Annotated in this window: 12 protein-coding genes and 1 riboswitch; of the genes, 4 read left to right on the forward strand and 8 right to left on the reverse strand. The window is 66.1% G+C overall.

Features of this window, described 5'->3' with window-relative positions:
* Positions 1 to 44: 44 nt before the first annotated feature.
* The 6 genes from MCBMB27_RS27320 to MCBMB27_RS27350 form a co-directional block, all read right to left on the reverse strand.
* A complete protein-coding gene (locus MCBMB27_RS27320) occupies positions 45 to 2153 on the reverse strand; it encodes a TonB-dependent receptor family protein (protein ID WP_075381783.1) in 2109 nt (702 codons plus the stop codon).
* A gap of 441 nt (positions 2154 to 2594) precedes the next feature.
* Positions 2595 to 4931, reverse strand: coding sequence for a TonB-dependent receptor family protein (locus tag MCBMB27_RS27330; protein WP_075381785.1), 2337 nt, complete (start codon positions 4929 to 4931; stop codon positions 2595 to 2597).
* Positions 4932 to 5035: 104 nt separating this feature from the next.
* Positions 5036 to 6409, reverse strand: coding sequence for a PepSY-associated TM helix domain-containing protein (locus tag MCBMB27_RS27335; RefSeq protein WP_075381786.1), 1374 nt, complete (start codon positions 6407 to 6409; stop codon positions 5036 to 5038).
* A gap of 40 nt (positions 6410 to 6449) precedes the next feature.
* Positions 6450 to 6770 (reverse strand): hypothetical protein, encoded by a 321-nt coding sequence (locus tag MCBMB27_RS27340; RefSeq protein WP_335633058.1) that lies wholly within the window; start codon positions 6768 to 6770, stop codon positions 6450 to 6452.
* A 419-nt stretch (positions 6771 to 7189) separates the two neighbouring features.
* Positions 7190 to 8371, reverse strand: a complete 1182-nt coding sequence (locus MCBMB27_RS27345; protein WP_075381788.1) for an acetyltransferase domain-containing protein — start codon at positions 8369 to 8371, stop codon at positions 7190 to 7192.
* A complete protein-coding gene (locus MCBMB27_RS27350; RefSeq protein WP_083683763.1) occupies positions 8371 to 10497 on the reverse strand; it encodes a TonB-dependent siderophore receptor in 2127 nt (708 codons plus the stop codon). Before MCBMB27_RS27350 ends, MCBMB27_RS27345 begins: the two co-directional genes overlap by 1 nt.
* Positions 10498 to 10610: 113 nt before the next feature.
* A riboswitch (cobalamin riboswitch) is annotated at positions 10611 to 10805 on the reverse strand.
* A gap of 403 nt (positions 10806 to 11208) precedes the next feature.
* Between MCBMB27_RS27350 and MCBMB27_RS27355 the strand changes: the two genes are divergently transcribed.
* Together MCBMB27_RS27355 and MCBMB27_RS27360 are read left to right on the forward strand one after the other, a co-directional pair.
* Entirely contained in the window at positions 11209 to 12258 is a 1050-nt protein-coding gene (locus MCBMB27_RS27355; RefSeq protein WP_075381789.1) for an Ldh family oxidoreductase, read from the forward strand.
* A gap of 465 nt (positions 12259 to 12723) precedes the next feature.
* Positions 12724 to 14697 (forward strand): methyl-accepting chemotaxis protein, encoded by a 1974-nt coding sequence (locus MCBMB27_RS27360; protein ID WP_012319505.1) that lies wholly within the window; start codon positions 12724 to 12726, stop codon positions 14695 to 14697.
* Between the two features lie 388 nt (positions 14698 to 15085).
* Here the strand turns inward: MCBMB27_RS27360 and MCBMB27_RS27365 are convergent, their stop codons facing one another.
* Entirely contained in the window at positions 15086 to 15868 is a 783-nt protein-coding gene (locus tag MCBMB27_RS27365) for an FCD domain-containing protein (RefSeq protein ID WP_058608339.1), read from the reverse strand.
* Between the two features lie 253 nt (positions 15869 to 16121).
* Here MCBMB27_RS27365 and MCBMB27_RS27370 point away from each other — a divergent pair, with 253 nt between their 5' ends.
* Positions 16122 to 17789: an L-lactate permease gene (locus MCBMB27_RS27370; protein ID WP_012319507.1), complete on the forward strand. Its 1668-nt coding sequence runs from the start codon at positions 16122 to 16124 to the stop codon at positions 17787 to 17789.
* Between the two features lie 82 nt (positions 17790 to 17871).
* Complete coding sequence (locus MCBMB27_RS27375; protein ID WP_043347310.1) at positions 17872 to 19017, forward strand: alpha-hydroxy acid oxidase; 1146 nt, start codon at positions 17872 to 17874, stop codon at positions 19015 to 19017.
* Positions 19018 to 19127: 110 nt separating this feature from the next.
* Here the strand turns inward: MCBMB27_RS27375 and MCBMB27_RS29880 are convergent, their stop codons facing one another.
* Positions 19128 to 19337 (reverse strand): hypothetical protein, encoded by a 210-nt coding sequence (locus tag MCBMB27_RS29880; protein WP_139231624.1) that lies wholly within the window; start codon positions 19335 to 19337, stop codon positions 19128 to 19130.
* Positions 19338 to 19668: the final 331 nt, after the last annotated feature.

A 19668-nucleotide genomic window follows, 5' to 3' on the forward strand; every position in this document is an offset into this window, starting at 1 on the left:
CACTAAAGGGACGTTGCACGACCATCATGGGTCGGGAACAATCCTCACCACCGGTACCGAAGGCCTCCGTAGATTGCCCGGCCGGTGCCAGGGTTGAAGATCTCTGAGCTGGCGTTAGCGATGCCGGCGATGGCCACGCTTGAGATGTAACGCTTGTCCAGGAGATTGCGTGCCTCAAGGTAGCCTGACCAAGCCGAGCCCTGATCGAAGCCGATCCTGAGGTTCAGGAGCGCGTAGGCGGGCACCGTCAGGCTGTTGGCGTTGTCGGCGAAGTAGGACTGCGGCGACCACTCCACGTTGGGGCCGGCGTAGAAGCCGCTAGGGTGTCGGTAGAGCACCTCGGCGCGCAGGTAGTGGGTCGGCACGCCGGGCAAGCGGTTGTTGCCATAGAGCGCGTCGCGAACGAAGAAGAAATCGTTGTAGGTGTAGGCGGCGTTGAACCAGACACGGTCTTCAACCGTGACGAGCGACTTCAGGAACGCCACCCCGAGACCGGCCTCGACACCCTGGTGAACGGTGCGGTCCGCGTTCACGATGCTGCAGGGGCTGAAGATCGACGTCGTCAGGCATTGCAGTTCGTTCTGGATTTCCGAGCGGTAGAGCGAGAGGTCCCAGCTCAGGTCCGGTCGGACCCCGCGCGTACCGACCTCGTAGGTGGTCGCGGTCTGGGCGCGCAGGTTTGAGGTTGCGAAGGTCGCGAAGGAGTTCGCGTCGAAGGTCGGCGCCTCGGCGCTGCCCGAGACGTTGCCGTAGACCTGCCACGTGGGGTCGACGTCCCAGAGCACGCCGAACTTCGGCTTGGCGATGTCGTAGGTGGAGCGGCCCGACTGGTCGCCGTCTGTCAGGAGCCGGTCCTTCCGGTCGCGGACCGCGCGCAGGAAGAAGCCGCCCCCGACGAGGGCGACGTTCGGCAGGATGAAGAACGAGTTCTCTGCATAGGCCGACAGGTTCTCCGAACGGTCGAGGGTCGAGAATGTTAGGGGGCCCTTCACGGCGCCATTCAGGTTGACGAACTGCCTGTAGTCGATGGTGCCGTTGTCGACGTTCACGCCCACGACCAGGCGGTTGCGAAAGCCGCCAATGACCCTGTCGTCGGTCGCGCGGACGAAGCCGCCGTAGTCCTGCACCGTGTAGTCGAGGTACTCGTAGATCGGATGGTCGACGTGGCGCTGGACCGTGAAGACGCCGAAGTCCAGGGTCGTCTCGTCGAAGCGCAGCGTGGTTTTGTTGGCGAGCCGCACCGAGTCGATGTTGCGCTGCTGGTCCTGCAGGACCCAGACCGGGTTCGCGGCACGTGGGTTCGTCAGCGCGGATTGCCGGGTCACCTCGCCGGGGATGCGCTGGTTGATGGTGTTGGCGTTGACGTAGAAGCGCGTCTCGGCGTCCGGCGAGAACTGGTAGCCGAAGTTGGCGTTGCCCCGAACCGAATTTCCGTCGCTGTGCTCGCGGAAGCCGTCGAACCGGTCGCCGGACAGCGTGAGGAAGTAGTCGAACGGGACCGACACCCCGCCGGTGGCGGCCTGCCCCTTTAGGTATCCGAAACTGCCGGCATCGATGCGGGCCTCGAAGGGGGAAACGTCTCGGCCTGTCGGCGTGACTAGGTTGATCGCGCCGCCGAGCGCGTTGGCGCCGAACCGCAGCGCGTTGGCGCCCCTGAAGACCTCGACGTAGCGGTAGGCGGTCGGGTCGATCTCGAAGAAGTCGACGAGGCCGTCGGAGGTGTTGATGGGGATGCCGTCCTGGAAAACGTTGATGCCGCGGTTGCCGTAGTTGCGGGAGAGGCCCGAGCCACGGATGGACAGCCGGGCATCCGAGCCGAACCTGGGCTGCACGATCACGCCAGGCACGAAGTCGAGCACGTCCTTGAGCGTCTGGGCCGGCCTGTTCTTGAAGTAGGTGTCCGGCACGAGGGCGACCCCGCCCGGCGTGCGCTGAAGTTCCGCGCGCGCCTGCTCGATGGTCGGGACGGTCAGGCTCGCCGCCTGGGCGGCCGGTGGAAGCTGCGTCTCGGCCAGCGGTCCGGCGGAGCCGGAGACGCTGAGCTCGGAAAGGGTGACGGACTGGGTCGCGGCGGTCTGGGCGAAGACCGACGTGGTGGCGAGCAGCGTCAACAGCAGGGCGGCGTAGAGCTTGACCCGGGGAATTCGGTACATGGCATGAGGTCCGTGGCCTGGAGGATCGGGGTGATGCGACCGATCAGGCGACGGGCGGCGCGCGTGCACTGGCTCTGGCTCCTGGTGGCCCGCGCGGACAGGCGAGGACCTCCGGACGCCAGGTCACGGCAACGGCTTGGCGGAGGGGCCAGGCGACGGGAACCGCCTCCATGGACGGGACAGCCGCGGATCCCGCCACATGGGCGACGATGCAGCACTTCAAGTGCCCATGATGAGAGAGAGGCGACTTGGATAGCCCGTTGTCGATGGCTACGTCTGGCTGGCAAATGACGTGAACAGGGTCGAGAAAGACCGTGAGGCTCGCGCCGCCGAGCGCCGCCTGAAGCGCGAGTGCGTACAGGGCGACCACCGCGATGGCCGCGCGGAAGACACGCCGTCGCGGGGCCTGCATGGGTGCGGGCGCTGTGCTCCTCGATCGCATCAGAATGCCAGCCGCATGCCGCCGACGAAGTTGCGCGGAGCTCCCGCGAACACCGAGCCGGTGGTGTTGGCCAGGACGCTCGCGCCGTTCTGCAGGCCGGAGGTTGCGCTGATCGAATTTGCGAGGTTCTGGGCCGAGGCGATGTAGGTCTTGTCGAAGACGTTCCGCGCCTCGAAGAACAGGTTCAACCGCTTGGCGTAGCCGACCAGCTCCGTCGTGTAGTGGACGTTCAGGTTCACTATGGCGTAGCCGGGCGCCTTCAGCAGGTTGGCGTTGTCGATGAAGAATTCGTCCTGGAACACCGTCTCGACATAGGCGCCCAGACCGGCCAACGGGCCTGTGGCCTGCTCGTAGCCCACGCGCGCGAGAAGCTGGTTGGCAGGCACGCCGGGGATGTGGTTGCCCGCGCGGTCGAACCGCCTGGTGAGGCTGCCGGCGCTGAGCTGCTCGACGTACTTGGTGTAGATCTGGTCGTCGAAGGTGTAGGCGGCGGTTGCTCGCCAGCCCGGCGAGAAAGCCCAGTCCGCCCCGACCTCGACGCCGCGATGCTCCGAGGCCGGTGCGTTGAAGGTGTAGCTTAGGAGGCCAGCACCGGGCGATTGCGTGACGAGCTCGTTGCGGAAGAACTCGTAGAAGCCCGTGACGCTGAATCGGACGCCGGGCAGCGGCGTCCAGTCGGCTCCGACGTCGAAGCCGAGGTTCTCCTGTGTCTGCAGCTGCCCGTTGTTGCCGGGCACACCGGCGGACGTGACGGTGAGGTTCGAGGCCGAAGGCGTGGCGTAGCCGGTGGCGACCCGACCCCGGAACTGCCAGTCTGTGTTGGGCCGATACACCAGCGCGAGCTCGGGCGCGACGTTGAGAAAGCTGCGGTCGAGGTTGGCTAGGGTGGTCGTGAAGCCGCCGGCGGCCGGGAAGCCATAGGTGATGTTGCGGCCGTTGATCGTGGTGTTCTCGGCACTGATTCCGGCCACCGCGATCCACTGCTCCGAGAGCTGCACCTCGATCCGCGCGCGCCCGCCGAGGTTGGCCTGCGTAGCCTCAAGATCGGCGGTCAGCGCGCCGAGCCGCGGGCCGCCGTAGGGCGCGCGATTGTAGGTTAGGCTGTGACTGTCCAGGGTGTTGTAGGCGAGCGCCACGTAGCCGGTCGCCGGAAGGCTGAACAGGTCGCCGCGCCGGGTCAAGTCGGTGAGGAAGTTGAAGCCTGGGAAATCACCGCGTCCTGAGCTCGTGTAGAAGGGTTGGTTGATCTGGCGGTCGTCGAACACGAGTTGGGTGCGCCAGGTCGTGAAGGCATCGAAGTCATGTTCCCAGCGTCCGCCCACGATGGTGCGCCGGTCGCCGCGAACGAAGGCGCCCTCGTCGGCGGTGACCGGCACGGTGGCGCCGTTCCGGCCGTTGAGAAGCAGGTTGTAGGTCACGCAGCCGGGGGCCGCCGCGGCGGCCGTGGCGCAGCCCCGCTGGAAGGGGTTGAGCCGGAACTGGTTGAGCGAGCCGCGCCCCGGCAGGTCGGTGGAGACCTCGTTGTTGATGATTTTCAGGGTGAAGCGGTCGTCCGTGGTCGGCGCGTAGGTGCCCAGAAAGTTGATGGTCTGGGTGTCGAATGAGTTGTGGCTGAGGAAGCCGTTGCCCCGCGTGTCGCTGGTGAACAGGCTGTACTCGAACGGGCCGCTGACCCCGCCGAAAGTGGCGTAGTTGTTGAGGTAGCCGAAGCTGCCGGCATCGACCCCGTACTCGACGCCGTTGATCTCGGAACCGCGGCGGGTGACGAAGTTCAGCGCCCCGCCCGTGGCGTAGTTGCCGAAGAACGGCGACTGCGGCCCGCGGAACACGTCGATGCGCGAGTAGGCGCGCGGGTCGACAAGGTCGAAGCGGGAGGAGCCGTCCGCCTGGGTAACGGGAAAACCGTCTTCCAGCACGACGAAGTTGCGCGAGACACCGGTGGCGCGGGCGTTGTTGCCGCGGATCGAGACGACGACGTCGCGAGGCCCGTTGCCCTGCCGCACGGTCACGCCCGGACTATTGCGCAGGATGTCCGCCACGGTCGTAGCGGCGCGGTTGTCGATGACGCCCTCGCGCCCGACGCTGGTAACGACCTCGCCGACGGGCTTGTCCAGCGGAGTCGGGGCGGAGACCGGCGGCAGGCCCGGCCCGGGAGCGCCGGCCGACGCGGCCAGCACCCCACCCGACGCGCCGTTGCCCTCCGCGGTAACGGAGATCTCATCCAGGGCGACTGCTTGGCCGGCGCCCTGGGCCTGTGCGGCGGTGATAGCTAGCGGGCTGGCGGCCAGGATCAGGCCGAGCGCACGGGCTCGATGGCCGGGGCGGCATTGAGACATGACGGACACTCGTCGAGGGACAGCAAGCGGATGCGACCGCTGCGACCGGGAAAGGGGATTAGAACTGGGGGCATCCGGGACGCGTTCGTCCCAGACCGGACAGATCAGGGCGCCAAGCGCGGTCGCAGGATCTGGATGACGAGGTCGACGACGATCATGCCGACGATGGCTAGGCCGGTCAGCGGGAAGAGAGCGCCGAGACCGAGCACGATCGCCGTCACCGTGGCGGCGACGCGCCTTCGCGGCCAGGGCGGGACGCCGAGGCGACCGGCAGGCCGGCGCTTCCACCACATCACCGCAGCCGTGACCGACAGCAGGATGGTGGCGAGGCAGAAGACGAGCATCGCGAGCTGGTTGGCACGACCCCAGTGCTCGCCCTTGTGGATGCCGATGCCGTACTGGATGGCCCGGGCGACGCCACCGAGGTCACCGAAGCGTACGTCGACGAGCGGCTTGCCGGTGTACTGGTCGAGGGAGATCATCCGCTGCGCGGTTACGTCCTTCGGGTAGGCCGCCGCCGCGTAGACGCCGGTCTCGCCGACCGGCAGCGAGATCTCAAAGCCGCGGGGCATTCCGAGACCGCGCAGGATCTCGACGGCGCGTGTGAGGCCGATGGCAGCGGTCGCACTCGGCTGCGAGACCGGCACTGGCGCATCTTCCATCGCCCAACCGGTGGTGGTGAGCATCTCCTGCATAGGCACGTTCGATACGGGCTTGTTCGCCCAAAGCGCGCGCGGTTGGCCGACGCCGGCCTCGTTGGACAGGATGCGGACCTGCTGGCCCCACCAGACCGACCAGGGCAAGCCGGTCGCGGCGAGGAAGAACAGGCCGGCGCCCGCGACCATACCCGTGACCGCGTGTAGATCGCGCCACCAGACGCGCTTGCGCGGCGTGCCGCGGACGCTGACGACGCCGCCGGTCTGCTGGCGTGGCCACCAGAGATAGGTGCCGGTGACCACGAGGATGATGGCGAACCCAGCCACGACCTCGATGACGCCGTTCGCGACCGTGCCGAAATACGCGAGGCTGTGCAGGCGTCGCACCACCATCATGAACTCGCTGTCGCGGTCCACCCGGTCAAGCACGTCGCCGTTGTAGGGGTTCAGGTAGACGAGGGTCCTGCGCGGCCCCTCGGCCATCGTCACCACGGCCGTGGCGGCTGGATCGGCGGGGTCGGCCAATGACACCGGCACCGCCGTCGGTACGGCTTCCGTAGCGTTGAAGAGCAGGATGTCCGGGCTGAGCGGGCGGCTCGCCTGTGGCGCCACCGCCGTTCGGTAGGCGAACAGGGTGCCGTTGATCTCGTCCTTGAAAAGGTAGAGCGAGCCTGTGACGGACAGCAGGATCAGGAAGGGCAGGCAGAGCAGGCCGGCGTAGAAATGCCAGCGCCACACGGCGCGGTACACGGCATCCTGCGCCGGGTGCGCGACAGCAACGGCGGTGAACGCCGTCGCGTCGCCCTGGAGGGACTGTGACATGGGTGAGGTCCGGGTCTGAGCGATCTTGACGACGGATCGGTCAAACGGCCGGCGGACCTCGTGGGCTTACGGACTGTTGGGGGGGCGCACGCGCCTGAACCATGCCGGCGTCGCGCCAGGCCACGGGGGCTACCTGGGGTGGAGCCCAGGCCACCGTCGCGAACACCGTCAGCATTGGGTGGATCAGCTGCACGGCCTGGACCGCCGTGCAGCAGGCGTGTTGGTGGCAGGCAGGACCCTGATCACCGGATGAGCTCGAACCGTCGTGCTCGGCGCAGATTACACTGCCGAGCGGCGCAGCCGGCAACGCAACAAGGCCACCGAGGAAGGCTTGCAGCACGAGCGCGTAGAGCGCGATCATGGCGATGATCGCGCGGCCTTGGACCGTCCGAGGCAGGCACCCGCGCATTCATCCACTTACGGTTCAGGTAGACGCCGGGTCAATCTACCGAAGGGCCTTTCGCGCTGAGGAAAATCCAGAGAATGCCCGCGTGTGGCAACTAGGTGACCCCTCGTATCCATCAAGCCGGTGTCGAGTGTTGCCGCGTCACTTGTAGCCGAGGCGACTACCTACTGGGCCAGGAAAGGATGCGGCTTGAACCGTTTCTTGGACAACACTCGAATATCCGGTCTCAAGATACTGCCGGGCTCGGCCGCGCAGTGGCGATGGCTGCCTAGCTCCGGAAAACGCGCACGCGTGCGGTATGGAAACGGCCGCACTCGAATGACTTCGCTGATTGGTAACCAGACCGTCGCATGCCCAAGCTGATGGGTCTGACCCTAGAGGTACTTGAGCCAAGCGAGGTCGCGCCGCGACGCCCTGAGGCGCGAGAACCAAGCCGTCGGGAAGTAGAGGGGCGGCATCAACACCGCGTACCAGACCACGACCCACACGTAGTTGTCGATGCCGAACACAGTGTTCTGCGTCGCTCCCCAGATCGCGAACGCGCCGTGGTAGAGCAGCCGCACAACCGTCAGGTGAAGCAGGTAGAAGAAGAGCGGCGCACCGCCGAACACCGCCAGCGCGGCGACGGCCGGGCGGTCGCCCAGGCGTTCCAACACGACGAGCAGTAGTGCTCCGATCCCCAGCGTTAGGAGAAGGAACAGCAGCGAGGGCGGATACTTCGTCAGCGCGAAGAAGCTCATCGCGGTCCGCATGGCGCTGTCGTCGACGACGAACCAGGGCTTGTCGCCGTAGCCGTTCGCCAGACGCAGCAGCGCGAAACCGGCCAGCATCGTGATGCCGGCTGCAGCGAAGCGGCGCTCCCGCGTACCCGCGGCGACGCCGGGCAGGAACCACGGACCGATGGCATAGCCGAGCAGGATGACCCCGATCCAGGGAAGCACCGGGTAGGTCGTCTTAGCCACCAGACCGAATGGGAGCGCGATGACGTCGCGCTGGTGCAGCATGGCCCAGACGGCGAAGAAGGAATCATCGGGCCGGAGTTGGATCGGGTCGAGGAGGTTGTGACCGCAAACGAGCAGCATCCCGACGGCGAGAAGAAACGACCGCGGCAGGCCGATCAGCGCGGCCAGGACGATCATGCACACGCCGATGCACCAGATCACCTGAAGCCACAGCGTCGGGCTGGCGACGCCCCAGTACAGCTCCGAGAGGTAGAAGACCTCAAACGCTATCAGGACGAGGCCGCGCTTCACGAGATAGGCGCGCGTTTCCCCCAGGGTGTGCCGGGTGCTGAACAGGTACGCGGCCACCCCCGTCAGCACGATGAAGATGGGCGCGCACAGGCTGACCGCGAGGCGGGCGAGATACAGGGCCGGCATGGCGGTCCTGGCATCCATCGGGTCGGCGACGGGCACGTGCAGGAACCAGGTCTCGCGCAGGTGGTCGAGGAGCATCAGCACCATCACCAGCCCGCGCAAGGCGTCGATAAAGGCGATGCGTCCGGTCCTGGCCGATTCCTCTGCCGTCGCCTCCAGAATGCCCGGATGCACGCCCATCAGAACCGCGCCGTCATGCTGACGATCACCCGCCGGGGCTCGCCGACGCCGACCCAGAAGGCGTTGTAGGAGCGCTCGTAGTAGGTCTCGTCGAAGATGTTATCGACGTTTAGCCCGAAGCGCAGGTTCTCGTAGCGGTAGTAGACCAGGGCGTCGGTCAGCACGTAGCCCGGGAGCCGGAACCGCTCGTTGCCGCTGTCCCCGAGACGCGAGCCGACGGCCCGGACGCCTCCGCCGAACCCAAAACCCTTCCAGTCGCCGGCCTGGACCTCGTAGACGCCGAGCAGGCTGCCGGAGTGGCGCGGGATGTTGAGGAGCGGCGAGCCGACCCTCAGGACCTCGTCGCGGGTCACGGCGGCGTCGATAAAGGCGTAGCCCCCGATCACACGAAACTCCGGCGTTACCTGTCCGACGAAGCTCAAGTCGAAGCCCTGGCTGCGCACCGCCCCGGCGGCGATCTGGAAGAAGAAGTCCCTCGGGTCGGTGGTGAGGACATTCTCCTTCTCGATGTGGAAGGCCGCTCCCGTCACGCTCAAGCCCGTGAAGAGGTCGAGCTTGACCCCGGCCTCGTAGCCGAAGCCGGTCTCGGGGGCGAAGGGGCGGGTCGCGATGTCGAAGCCGGTATTGGGCCGGAACGAGGCCGCCACGTTGCCGTAGAACGAGAGGAAGGAGAGCGGCTGGTAGACGAGACCCGCACGCGGTGAAAAGCCGGTCCGGTCCTGCTCCGTGCGCTCGTTGCTGACCTTGTCGCGGAAGGTCTGGTTGTAGAAGTCGGTCCGGTTGCCGAGGAGCAGCTTCCACTCCGGACTAAGCGCGATCTGGTCCTGCACGTAGACGGCGGTGTTCCCGACGTTCTCGCTCGCGCTGTAGCGCCGCGTGATGGGCGGCTTCGGCTGGCCGTAGACCGGGTTGAACAGGTCGATGGCGAACGGGTCGAGCCGCGGCGTCGAGCGCAGCAGGTTCTCGGTGCTGTTGTAGCGCTCGTGCTCAAGGCCGAGCAGCACGGTGTGCGCGAACGGCCCGGTGGCGAAGTGCCCGACGAGTTCGGCCTGACCGATGGCCACGCCCCAGGTAAAGTCGTGCCGGCGGAACTCGCGCAGCAGGGTGCGGCCGTCGTCGAGGAGGCCGGTCGCGCCGGTCTGCAGGCCGGTCAGGCTGCCGGTGTTGAAGTGGCCGGCAACCCTGAGCTGCCAGTCGGCATTGAAGGCGTGATCCAGGCGGATCTGCAGGATCCCGGCTTCTGACACCGAGTCGTCGCCCGGCTCACCGAAGAATCGCGAGCGCGGGACGAGGCCCAGGCGGTTGTTCACCGCGACCGTCCCGCGGTCGAAGGTCTGACGGTTGCGAAGGTACTGCGCCTCGACGGTGAGCTTGGTATCTGGGCTGATCAACCAACTCACCACGGGCGCGACCAGGACGCGGTCGCCGTCGACGAAATCGCGAAAGCTGTCCTGCCGGGCGAGCGCGCCGTTGAACCGGTAGAGGACGGTGCCCTCCTCGTTCAGCGGTCCGCCGGCGTCGACGGTGGTGCGCGCCGTGCCGAAACTTCCGAACAGCGTGCCCATCTCGACGAAGGGCAAGGCGACGGGCTGCTTAGTGAGGATGTTGATGGTGCCGCCCGGATCGCTGCGCCCATAAAGTGCCCCGCTAGGTCCTTTAAGCACCTCGATGGACTGCACGTTCTGGGTGTCCGGCGCGCCATTGTATCCGCGGGCGATGTTGAAGCCGTTGAAGAAGATGTCCTGGGTGGCGAAGCCGCGCACTGAGTAGAGCGCGAGGTTCTGGGCTCCGAAATCGTTCTGCTTGCCGACGCCCGGCACGTAGTCGAGGGCGCGCTCGACGCGCGTGGCGGCGGTGTCCCGCAGGACCTCTTGAGGCACGACGTCGACCTGCTGAGGCAGCGAGAGACGCGGCGTGACCGTCTTAGTGCCACTGTAGAGGTCCTTGACCTGGTACTTGGGGGCGGCCGTGTAGCTACCCTCGACCGAGAGCGGGTCGAGAACGACCGATGCCGGGGCGGTCTCGGCTCGTGGGCTCTGGGCGGTGGTTGGGGTCACCCCCTGGAGGGCGAGCGCGAGCGACGCGACGGACGCGCGAAGCCACCATTGCGGAGCGGGACGGGACACGGGCCTGGGACCTCGGGACGGCTGTGGCACGTCACCGCGAACGAGGCCTCGGCGCCTACCTCACCGGGCGGCGCTTCAACACCCGCCAGGACACCCCGCCCGACGCGTTTCGCGTGTGACCACGGCTGACGGCAGGTCTCCTGGCTCACGGGTCATCGCCCTCGCACCGTCTTCCCGGGGCTTGACCCAGTGACATGGTGGTGAAGGACTCACCGCTTACAGTTGCGGGGGCAGCCACGGCATCGGGCTGTCACCCTCACCGCGTTCCCTTTTGATCCCCGAGGGGAACCGTCACTGCTCAGCTACAGCCTCACGAACTCGTGAGTCAACGCGAGCGTCGTAATAGCGCCGCCGTGACGCCGGCTTTGGCGTTTGGCCAGCTCCTGCAATGGGTCGAACGACCGCTCTTTGGGTTTGATGCTTCAAAGCCGATTGGCCGGAAACCACTCAACCCCGCCATTCAGAGACGCCAGTCGGCGTGGCTGTGTGTGGCCGAAAGCCGCTGGTCCGCTTCGGAGCAGATTCGCCGGAAAACCGGACGAGCTCCTAACGACCCAATCCAGCCGCCTGGACCGCCATCGCAACTTCCCAGAAGCGGCCGTCCGTCAGCCCTCCGGCAACTTCGGCTCGGGTTGGTAAGCCGTCATCGGGCCGCTGCCCCAAAGCCGACATTTACACTCGCTTCTCTCGCCGAGATTTCAGGAGCGACTTATGGCAAGCGCCACACGCATTCCCGCCGACAAGCTGCTGGACTTCGCCAGCGCGGTCTATGCTGCGGCCGGCATGCCGGAGCCCGATGCGCAGCTCGCCGCCGACACACTAGTCCAAGCCGACTTATGGGGGCACCAATCGCACGGGGTCATGCGGCTCTCCTGGTATACAGCGCGGCTGAAGGCGGGCGTTTGCGCTCCGGTCGCGCGCCCTGAGACGGTGGTCGATGCCGGCGGTCTCGCCGTGATCGACGGTCACGACGGAATGGGGCAGGTGCTCACCGCCCATGCCATGCGGGAGGCGATCCGCCGGGCGAAGGCGCACGGGGTCAGCGCGGTCGCCCTACGCAACTCCGGGCATTTCGGGACGGCCCTTTACTTTACGCTGATGGCCGCGCGCGAAGGTTGCGTGGCGTTCCTATCGACCAACGCCAGCCCGGCGATGGCACCGTGGGGGGGCCGCAAGAAGACGGTGGGCACAAACCCGTGGTCCTGGGCCTGCCCGGCCGGCTCGCACGCGCCGATGGCGCTGGACATCGCCAATACCGGAGTGGCGCGGGGCAAGGTCTACCTGGCCAAGCAGAAGGGCCAGCCGATCCCGGAGGGGTGGGCCCTCGATGCGGCCGGTAGGCCGACGACCGACCCGGCGGCGGCCATCGACGGGATCATCCTGCCGATGGCCCAGCACAAGGGCTACGCCATCGCGCTGATGATGGACATGCTCTCGGGCGTGCTCACCGGCAGCGCCTTCGGGCCGCGGGTGACCGGCCCCTATCAGACCGAGCACCGTAGCGGGGCGGGGCAGTTGATGATCGCGATCGACATCGCCCAGATCCAGCCGCTGGCGGAGTTCAACACGCGCATGGACCAACTGATCGCTGACTTGAAGTGCGTGCCGCTGGCGCAGGGGTTCGATGAGGTCTTCTATCCAGGCGAGATCGAGGCCCGCAACGCAACGCGGAACCGCGCCGAGGGCTTGGCCCTGCCCGACGACACCCTCGCCGACCTGCACCGGCTCGCCGAAGGAACCGGGCTTACTTCTAGATGGTAAGGAAGGATCGTCAGAAGCGGTCCATCCCCCCTTCGGCAGTGGGTCTTGAACGGGCGCGTTGGTAGTGTCCGCTCTTACTGCATGGCCACCCGAAAGCGGGCTGGCGGAAAACCGCCCCGAGCGGACAGTCCGGTAGCGACCCAACCCAGCCACTCGGACCACCGTCGGCGCCGCCCAAAAGCAGCCATCCAGCGACTGTCATGACACTTCCGACCGGCATGGTGGAACGAGCAACCTGGCGAGCCTGATCCTCAGGGAGCCCAGCGAGTTCGTCATCCAGTGCGGCATCTACCCGAAGATGAAGCTTGCCCTCCACATTCACTAGATTGCTACTATTGGTTGTTATACGGGGCGGCAAAGTTGTGGCGGGTGCGATCAAGCGTCTCATCGCTTGCGTGACGCCCGCTTAACCAAATTCCCCCTTTCATCGCACTCGTGCCGTCGTGGCACGTGGAGACATCTGCGGTGCCGCTCTTCGACGCCAACCTGCGTGCCTTGATGGCGGCTATCGACAAGTCTAGGGCTCGGATCGAGTTCGCCCCTGATGGGACCGTTCTCGCCGCCAACGACCTGTTCCTCGTTCTGATGGGCTACAGCCTTGCGGAGGTGAAGGGGCAGCATCACACCTTGTTCGTCCCAGCAGCTGAGCGTGACGGCGAGGCATACCGCACGTTCTGGGCCGCCCTGCGGCGTGGCGAGGCGCAGACACACGAGTTCAAGCGCATCGCCAAGGACGGTCGTACCGTCTGGATCCAAGCAACGTACAATCCCGTGCTCGACCGCAACGGGCGCGTCGCGCGGATCGTCAAGCTCGCCACGGACGTCACGGCGCAGGTGCTGCGCAACATCGATCATGATGGACAGCTCGATGCCTTGCACCGATCGCAGGCAGTGATCGAGTTCACCCTCGACGGCACAATCCTGACCGCCAACCAAAACTTCCTCGACGCCGTCGGCTATAGTCTGGATGAGGTGAAGGGCCGCCACCACGGCTTGTTCGTCGAGGCCACCGAGCGGGCGGGAACGGGGTATCGCGAATTCTGGGCGCGCCTCGCGCGTGGAGAGTTCGCCTCAGGCGAGTACCGGCGCATCGCCAAGGGAGGTCGCGAGGTGTGGATCCAGGCGACCTACAATCCGATTCGGGATCGAAACGGCCAGCCGGTGAAAGTGGTCAAGTTCGCAACCGACATCACGGCGCAGAAGTTGCAGACCACCGACGCGACGGGGCAGCTCGCCGCCGTCAATCGGTCACAAGCGGTGATCCAATTCGCCCCCGACGGAACGGTGCTCGATGCCAACGCGAACTTCCTCAAGGCAGTTGGCTATCGGATCGAGGAGATCCGAGGGCAGCACCACGCCATGTTCGTCGAGCCTGGCTACGCGAAGACGTCGGAGTATGCAGCATTCTGGGACCGGCTGCGGGCGGGTGAGTTCGCCACCGGCATGTTCCAGCGCTTCGGCAAGGGCAATCGGAATGTCTGGATCCAGGCGAGCTACAACCCGATCTTCGACCCGAACGGCCGGCTGACCAAGATCGTCAAGTACGCCACGGACGTGACTGCCAACATGGACGCCCGCTCGGTCGCCATAGAGGCGGCCGAGGAGACCATCGACAACGTCCAGGCGGTCACCGACGCGGCCGAGACCATGAACGCCGCTGCGTTGGAGATCTCGCGCAGTATGGCGCAGTCGAAGACCGTCGTCGACGACATCCACGGACGTGCCGGCGAAGCCAATGCCGCCACGGAACGCCTGCAGGCCGCCGCCAGCGCGATGGACGGCGTTGGGGCTGTGATCGCGGGCATCGCCCAGCAGATCAACTTGTTGGCCCTGAACGCGACGATCGAGGCGGCACGGGCCGGATCGGCCGGCAAGGGCTTCGCCGTGGTTGCGACTGAGGTGAAGGAGCTTGCCAGTCAGGCGGCCGCGGCTACAGCCCGGATCAGCGGAGAGGTCGCCGGCATGCAAGCCGTGTCGTCCGAGGTGGCGGCCAACCTGACGACCATCACCGCGGCGATCGATACGATCAGCGCCTACGTCGACGGGGTCAGTGGCTCGATGGACGAGCAGACGCGTGCGACGGCGGAAATCCTGACCAGCATGCGCCAGGCGGCCAGTGGTGTATCGAGCATCAGCACCAGCCTGGACAACTGGACCGTCGGCATGGAGGAGCGGCGCAACGAGCGCCGGACCCGCGTCTTGCTTCCAGCGACCATCAACGTGCCTGGCGGCGGTTCGATCGCTTGCTCGATCCGCGATCTCTCGAACGGCGGCGCACGGCTCCATGTCCGGATGCACGCTCAGGTTCCGGATCGGTTCGACCTGACCGTCGATGCCGACGGGCGGCGGTTTAGCTGTGATATCCGGCACCGCTCCGGTACCAGCATCAACGTGCAGTTTCGCTCGGCCATCCCAGATGCGATGACACGCGTGGCGTGATGGTTCGGCGAGAGCCGCTTACTCGGCTTTCGCTTCAACGGATCAGGCGACACGCTGCCCCCTTCGCTTCCATCGCAACTCCAGGCAGGTGTGAGCGACGGGTCGAAACCCGCGCACGAGACCGGGGTCGAGCCGCCTATCATGTTCTCCAGGATGGCGTAGGCCTTCGCTGTTTCCATGCACGTCGGATTGCAGACTTTGAACCGGTTCACCGTGTCTGCTTCAGCCAGTTTGCGTCTCCAGAGCGGATCGTCGCAAAACCACCCTGTCCAGTCATTCTGCACCCGACTCAACTAAGTCATTCACATACAGCCATGCGGATCCCGAAAGCGGACGCATGTTTCGCGGTGTCACGATGCGTCAAAGGCTTTACTGCGCTGATCAGAGCCTATCGCTCGACTTTCTGCCGTGTCGAAACCCGACCCCCATTCAGCCTGCGCAACGATACCTGAAGACGCGCTTCCGATGCTTTGATCTCACTTAGGGCGTGGTGCGTGTAGTGAACGTGCGCCTCAGCGGCATTGGCGGCTTCCTCCGCATTTCCGGCCATCACGCTCTCGAAGATCGCCCGATGTTGCGCACGCAGTTGGTCGCGCGTCTCCGGACGGGAGAACAAGGTCTCGCGGTTCTCGATCACACCCTGACGGAGCAGGCCGGACAACGCCCGCATCGTGTGCAGAACGACGAGGTTGTGGCTCGCCTCGTAGACCGCGATGTGCAGGTCGACATCCGCCTCCGCCTCCTCGCGCCGGACGCCGCTCTCGTGAGCGCGGTCGATGCGATCCATACAGAGGCTGAGCCGCTCGCGATCGACGCTGTTCGCGCGTTCGGCCGCGAGGCGGGCCGCTAGCCGTTCGGTCGTCGCCCGGAACTCCAGGTAATCGTCCACGACCTCCGCATGGGAGGCGATGAGCGCGATCAGCGGGTCCGTGATCCCGCGGCCGAGGGCGGCCACCGAGCGTCCGGTGGGCGTTTGGACGATGAGGCCTTCGTCCTCCAGGATCTTGATGCCCTGTCGCAAGGTCGGGCGCGACACGTTGAGCTGCACGGCCAGATCACGCTCGGGCAGTAGATGATCGCCCGGGCTGAGAGAACCCTCGCGGATCAGGTCCTTCAGGTGGCGCGCTGTGCTCTCGGCAGCGCTCGCCCCCTTGATCGAGTCCTCCTCCATCTCCCGCTCCCACTCACCCGTACCAACCCGCCCCGCCTGACAACTGTAGCTCGGGCAAGCGCTATGTCCAGTTGACACGATTGGTAAAATTGTTTTACCACCAGATCGCCTGCGGTTTAATAATAAGCCCTGGCGTCGGTTCAGCTCGGTGAAGGCGGCCCTGGTTCTGCGCGCGTACGCCACACGCGCGGGGCGACGATGGGTGCTGGCTCGATCACGGCTCGGATCGGACCACCATCGGGAGGACCACGCCGTGAGTTGGAACCAAGTCTACGATCCCCTGGGCAGCGCACTCTGGTCGACGGCGCTCGCCGCCCTGCCGATCGTCGTGCTGCTCGGCGGCATCGGCCTGCTGCACCTGAAGGCGCACGTCGCGGCTTTGCTGGGCCTCGTCGTGGCGCTCTGCGTCGCCGTGATCGGCTTCGGGATGCCGGCCCCGATGGCCGGGGCCACCGCCGTCTACGGCGCGGCGTTCGGCCTGCTGCCGATCGGCTGGATCATCCTCAACGTCATCTTCCTCTACCGGCTCACGGAGCGGACCGGGCAGTTCGACATCCTGCGCGACTCGATCGCCGGCATCACGCCGGACCGGCGGCTGCAGCTCCTGTTCATCGCGTTCTCGTTCGGCGCCTTCTTCGAGGGTGCGGCCGGCTTCGGCACGCCGGTGGCGGTGACGGCCGCGATGCTGATGGGCCTCGGTTTCACCCCGCTGGCCGCCGCGGGCCTCTCACTCATCGCCAACACGGCGCCCGTCGCCTACGGCGCGCTCGGCGCTCCCGTGATCGCGCTCTCAGCGGTGACGGGGCTCGATCTCATCGCGCTGTCCGCGATGATCGGCCGGCAGCTGCCGTTCTTCTCCCTCCTCGTGCCGTTCTGGCTGATCTGGGCGTTTGCCGGCCGCAAGGGCATGCTGGAGGTCTGGCCAGCGCTGCTCGTGGCCGGTCTCTCGTTCGCGGTTCCGCAGTATCTCGTCTCGAACTTCCACGGCCCTTGGCTCGTAGACGTGGTCGCGGCGATCTGCTCGATGGCGGCGCTCGCCGGCTTCCTGCGCGTCTGGCAGCCCGCTCGCATCTGGACCGCAACCGATGTCGCCGCAGGAACGGCTCCGGTCGCTGAGCGGCGGACTCACTCCCCCGGCACGGTGTTCCGCGCCTGGCTGCCCTGGCTGATCCTGTCGCTGTTCGTCTTCGCCTGGGGCACGCCGCAGTTCCGCGCCTGGCTCGACGCCCTCTGGGTGTGGAAGATGCCAGTGCCCTACCTGCACAACCTCGTCTTCAAGATGCCGCCGGTTGTCGCCGCGAGTCACAGCGAGGCCGCGATCTATACCCTCAACCTGCTCTCGGCGACGGGCACCGGCATCCTGCTCTCGGCGATCGTGGGCGGCCTGATCCTCGGCTTCAGCCCGCTCAAGCTGCTGCGCGAGTACGGCCGCACCGCTTGGCTCGTGCGCTACTCCCTGATCACGATCTCGGCGATGCTGGCGCTGGGCTACGTCACCAAGTACTCGGGCACCGACGCGACGCTGGGCCTCGCCTTCGCGCAGACCGGCTGGATCTACCCGTTCTTCGGGGCGATGCTCGGCTGGCTCGGCGTGGCGCTGACGGGTTCTGACACGGCCTCGAACGTGTTGTTCGGCGGCCTGCAGAAGATCACCGCGGAGCAGCTCGGCCTGTCGCCGACCCTGATGGCGGCCTCGAACTCCTCGGGTGGCGTGATGGGCAAGATGATCGACGCGCAGTCGATCGTCGTCGCCTCCACGGCGACGCAGTGGTACGGCGGCGAGGCGAAGATCCTGCGCTACGTCTTCTTCCACTCTATCGCGCTCGCCTGCCTCGTCGGCGTCCTGGTGATGCTGCAGGCCTACGTGCCGCCATTCACCGCCATGGTACCGGCCGCGGCCATCCCAACCCTCGCTCATTGAGGCCGCCGGGCCGGGGGCGAGCGATCCCTCCCGGCCATCCTTCTGCTCTGGCGATGGCGCCACGCGCCCACGGGGATCCGAGATGCGACTGAACAGCTGCCACAGCTTCCACGATTTCCGCCGCATGGCGAAGGCCCGGCTGCCCGGGCCGATCTTCGACTACATCGACGGGGCGGCCGACGACGAGGTCACGTACCGGCGCAACACGTCGGCCTTCGACCGGTGCGACCTGGTGCCGAACGTCCTGCGCGGCGTCGGCGATATCGACCTGTCCGTGACTGTCATGGGCCAGCGGCTCGCGCTGCCTGTCTACTGCTCGCCCACGGCTCTTCAGCGGCTATTCCATCATCAGGGGGAACGCGCCGTCGCCGCTGCGGCGGGCAAGTACGGGACGATGTTCGGCGTCTCGTCGCTCGGGACCGTAAGCCTGGAGGAAGCGCGTCGCATCAGCGGCGGTCCCCAGGTCTACCAGTTCTACTTCCACAAGGACCGCGGCTTGAATCGCGAGATGATGGCCCGGGCCAAGCAGGCCGGCATCGAGGTCATGATGCTGACCGTCGACAGCATCACGGGGGGGAACCGCGAGCGCGACAAGCGGACGGGCTTCTCGATCCCGTTCCGGCTCACCCTCGCCGGGATGATGCAGTTCGCCATGAAGCCGGCCTGGGGGATCAACTATGTCACGCACGAGAGCTTCAAGCTCCCGCAACTTGATGGCCACGTGGATATGGGCGGCGGGGCACTCTCTATCAGCCGCTACTTCACCGAGATGCTCGATCCCAGCCTGTCATGGGACGACGTCGCCGCCATGGTGCGTGAGTGGGGCGGCCAATTCTGCCTGAAGGGCGTGATGTCGGTGGAGGACGCCAAGCGTGCGGTCGACATCGGCTGCACCGGCATCATCCTGTCGAACCACGGCGGCCGCCAGCTCGACGGCTCACGCACGGCGTTCGACCAGCTCGCCGAGATCGTGGACGCGGTCGGTGACCGGATTGACGTGATCATGGACGGCGGCGTCCAGCGCGGCACCCATGTCTTGAAGGCGTTGTCCGTCGGCGCGAAGGCCGTCGGCCTCGGGCGCTACTACCTGTTCCCCCTCGCCGCGGCTGGTCAGGCCGGCGTCGAGCGCGCATTGGACCTGATGCGGTCCGAGATCGAACGGGACATGCGGCTGATGGGTTGCGCATCCGTCGATCAGCTGACCCGGAGCAACTTGCGCTTCTCCTAACGGGGTCCGGGCTTGCCGCTGTCGCGGGCCGTTGCAACGCACTGCGATGTGGTTGAGCGCGGGTCCGCGAATCCTAGGAAAGACGCAGCATCGCCGGTTGTCCAAGCTTTTCAGCCGGATCGTAATCGGGATGCGCGCCCGAGGCGATCGAGCCCTTGGAAGATGTCCGGCGCCGTGTCGCAGCCGACGGGCCAGATCAACTTGGTCCGGTCGATCATCGGCTCCAGCATCGACGGCAGCTTGGGCGTGGCGCTTAAGCCGGGTGAAATACGGCTTACCGGAACGTTGAGGAGTTCATCTTGCGTCCGCTCACGCCGCACGAACTTAAGATCTTGGCGGCTCTAGACGACGAATTCATGAGCGCATCAGTCATCAAGATCCGGTCTGGCCACTCCAGCTCCGATCCCATCGACGGCGTCTGCGCGGCCTGCATCGAACTTGAGCGAAGAGGCTTGGCGGAGCGGATAGGGTCAGGTCGACGGTCGAAAAACCGCTGGCGTCGATCGCCGCAGACCAACTGAGTTTTAGGCTGGGAATTATAGATTAAATATAACTTTGTAAATTTGAGAAATTAAAGTTTTACTTTCCACAATCCGATTTTTGGAGTCCGAGCAGTTTGTAATAAAGCGAACTTTGCTAAATTATTACTTG

Origin of the sequence: Methylobacterium phyllosphaerae, from assembly GCF_001936175.1 — a bacterium.
GTDB classification, from domain to species: domain Bacteria; phylum Pseudomonadota; class Alphaproteobacteria; order Rhizobiales; family Beijerinckiaceae; genus Methylobacterium; species Methylobacterium fujisawaense.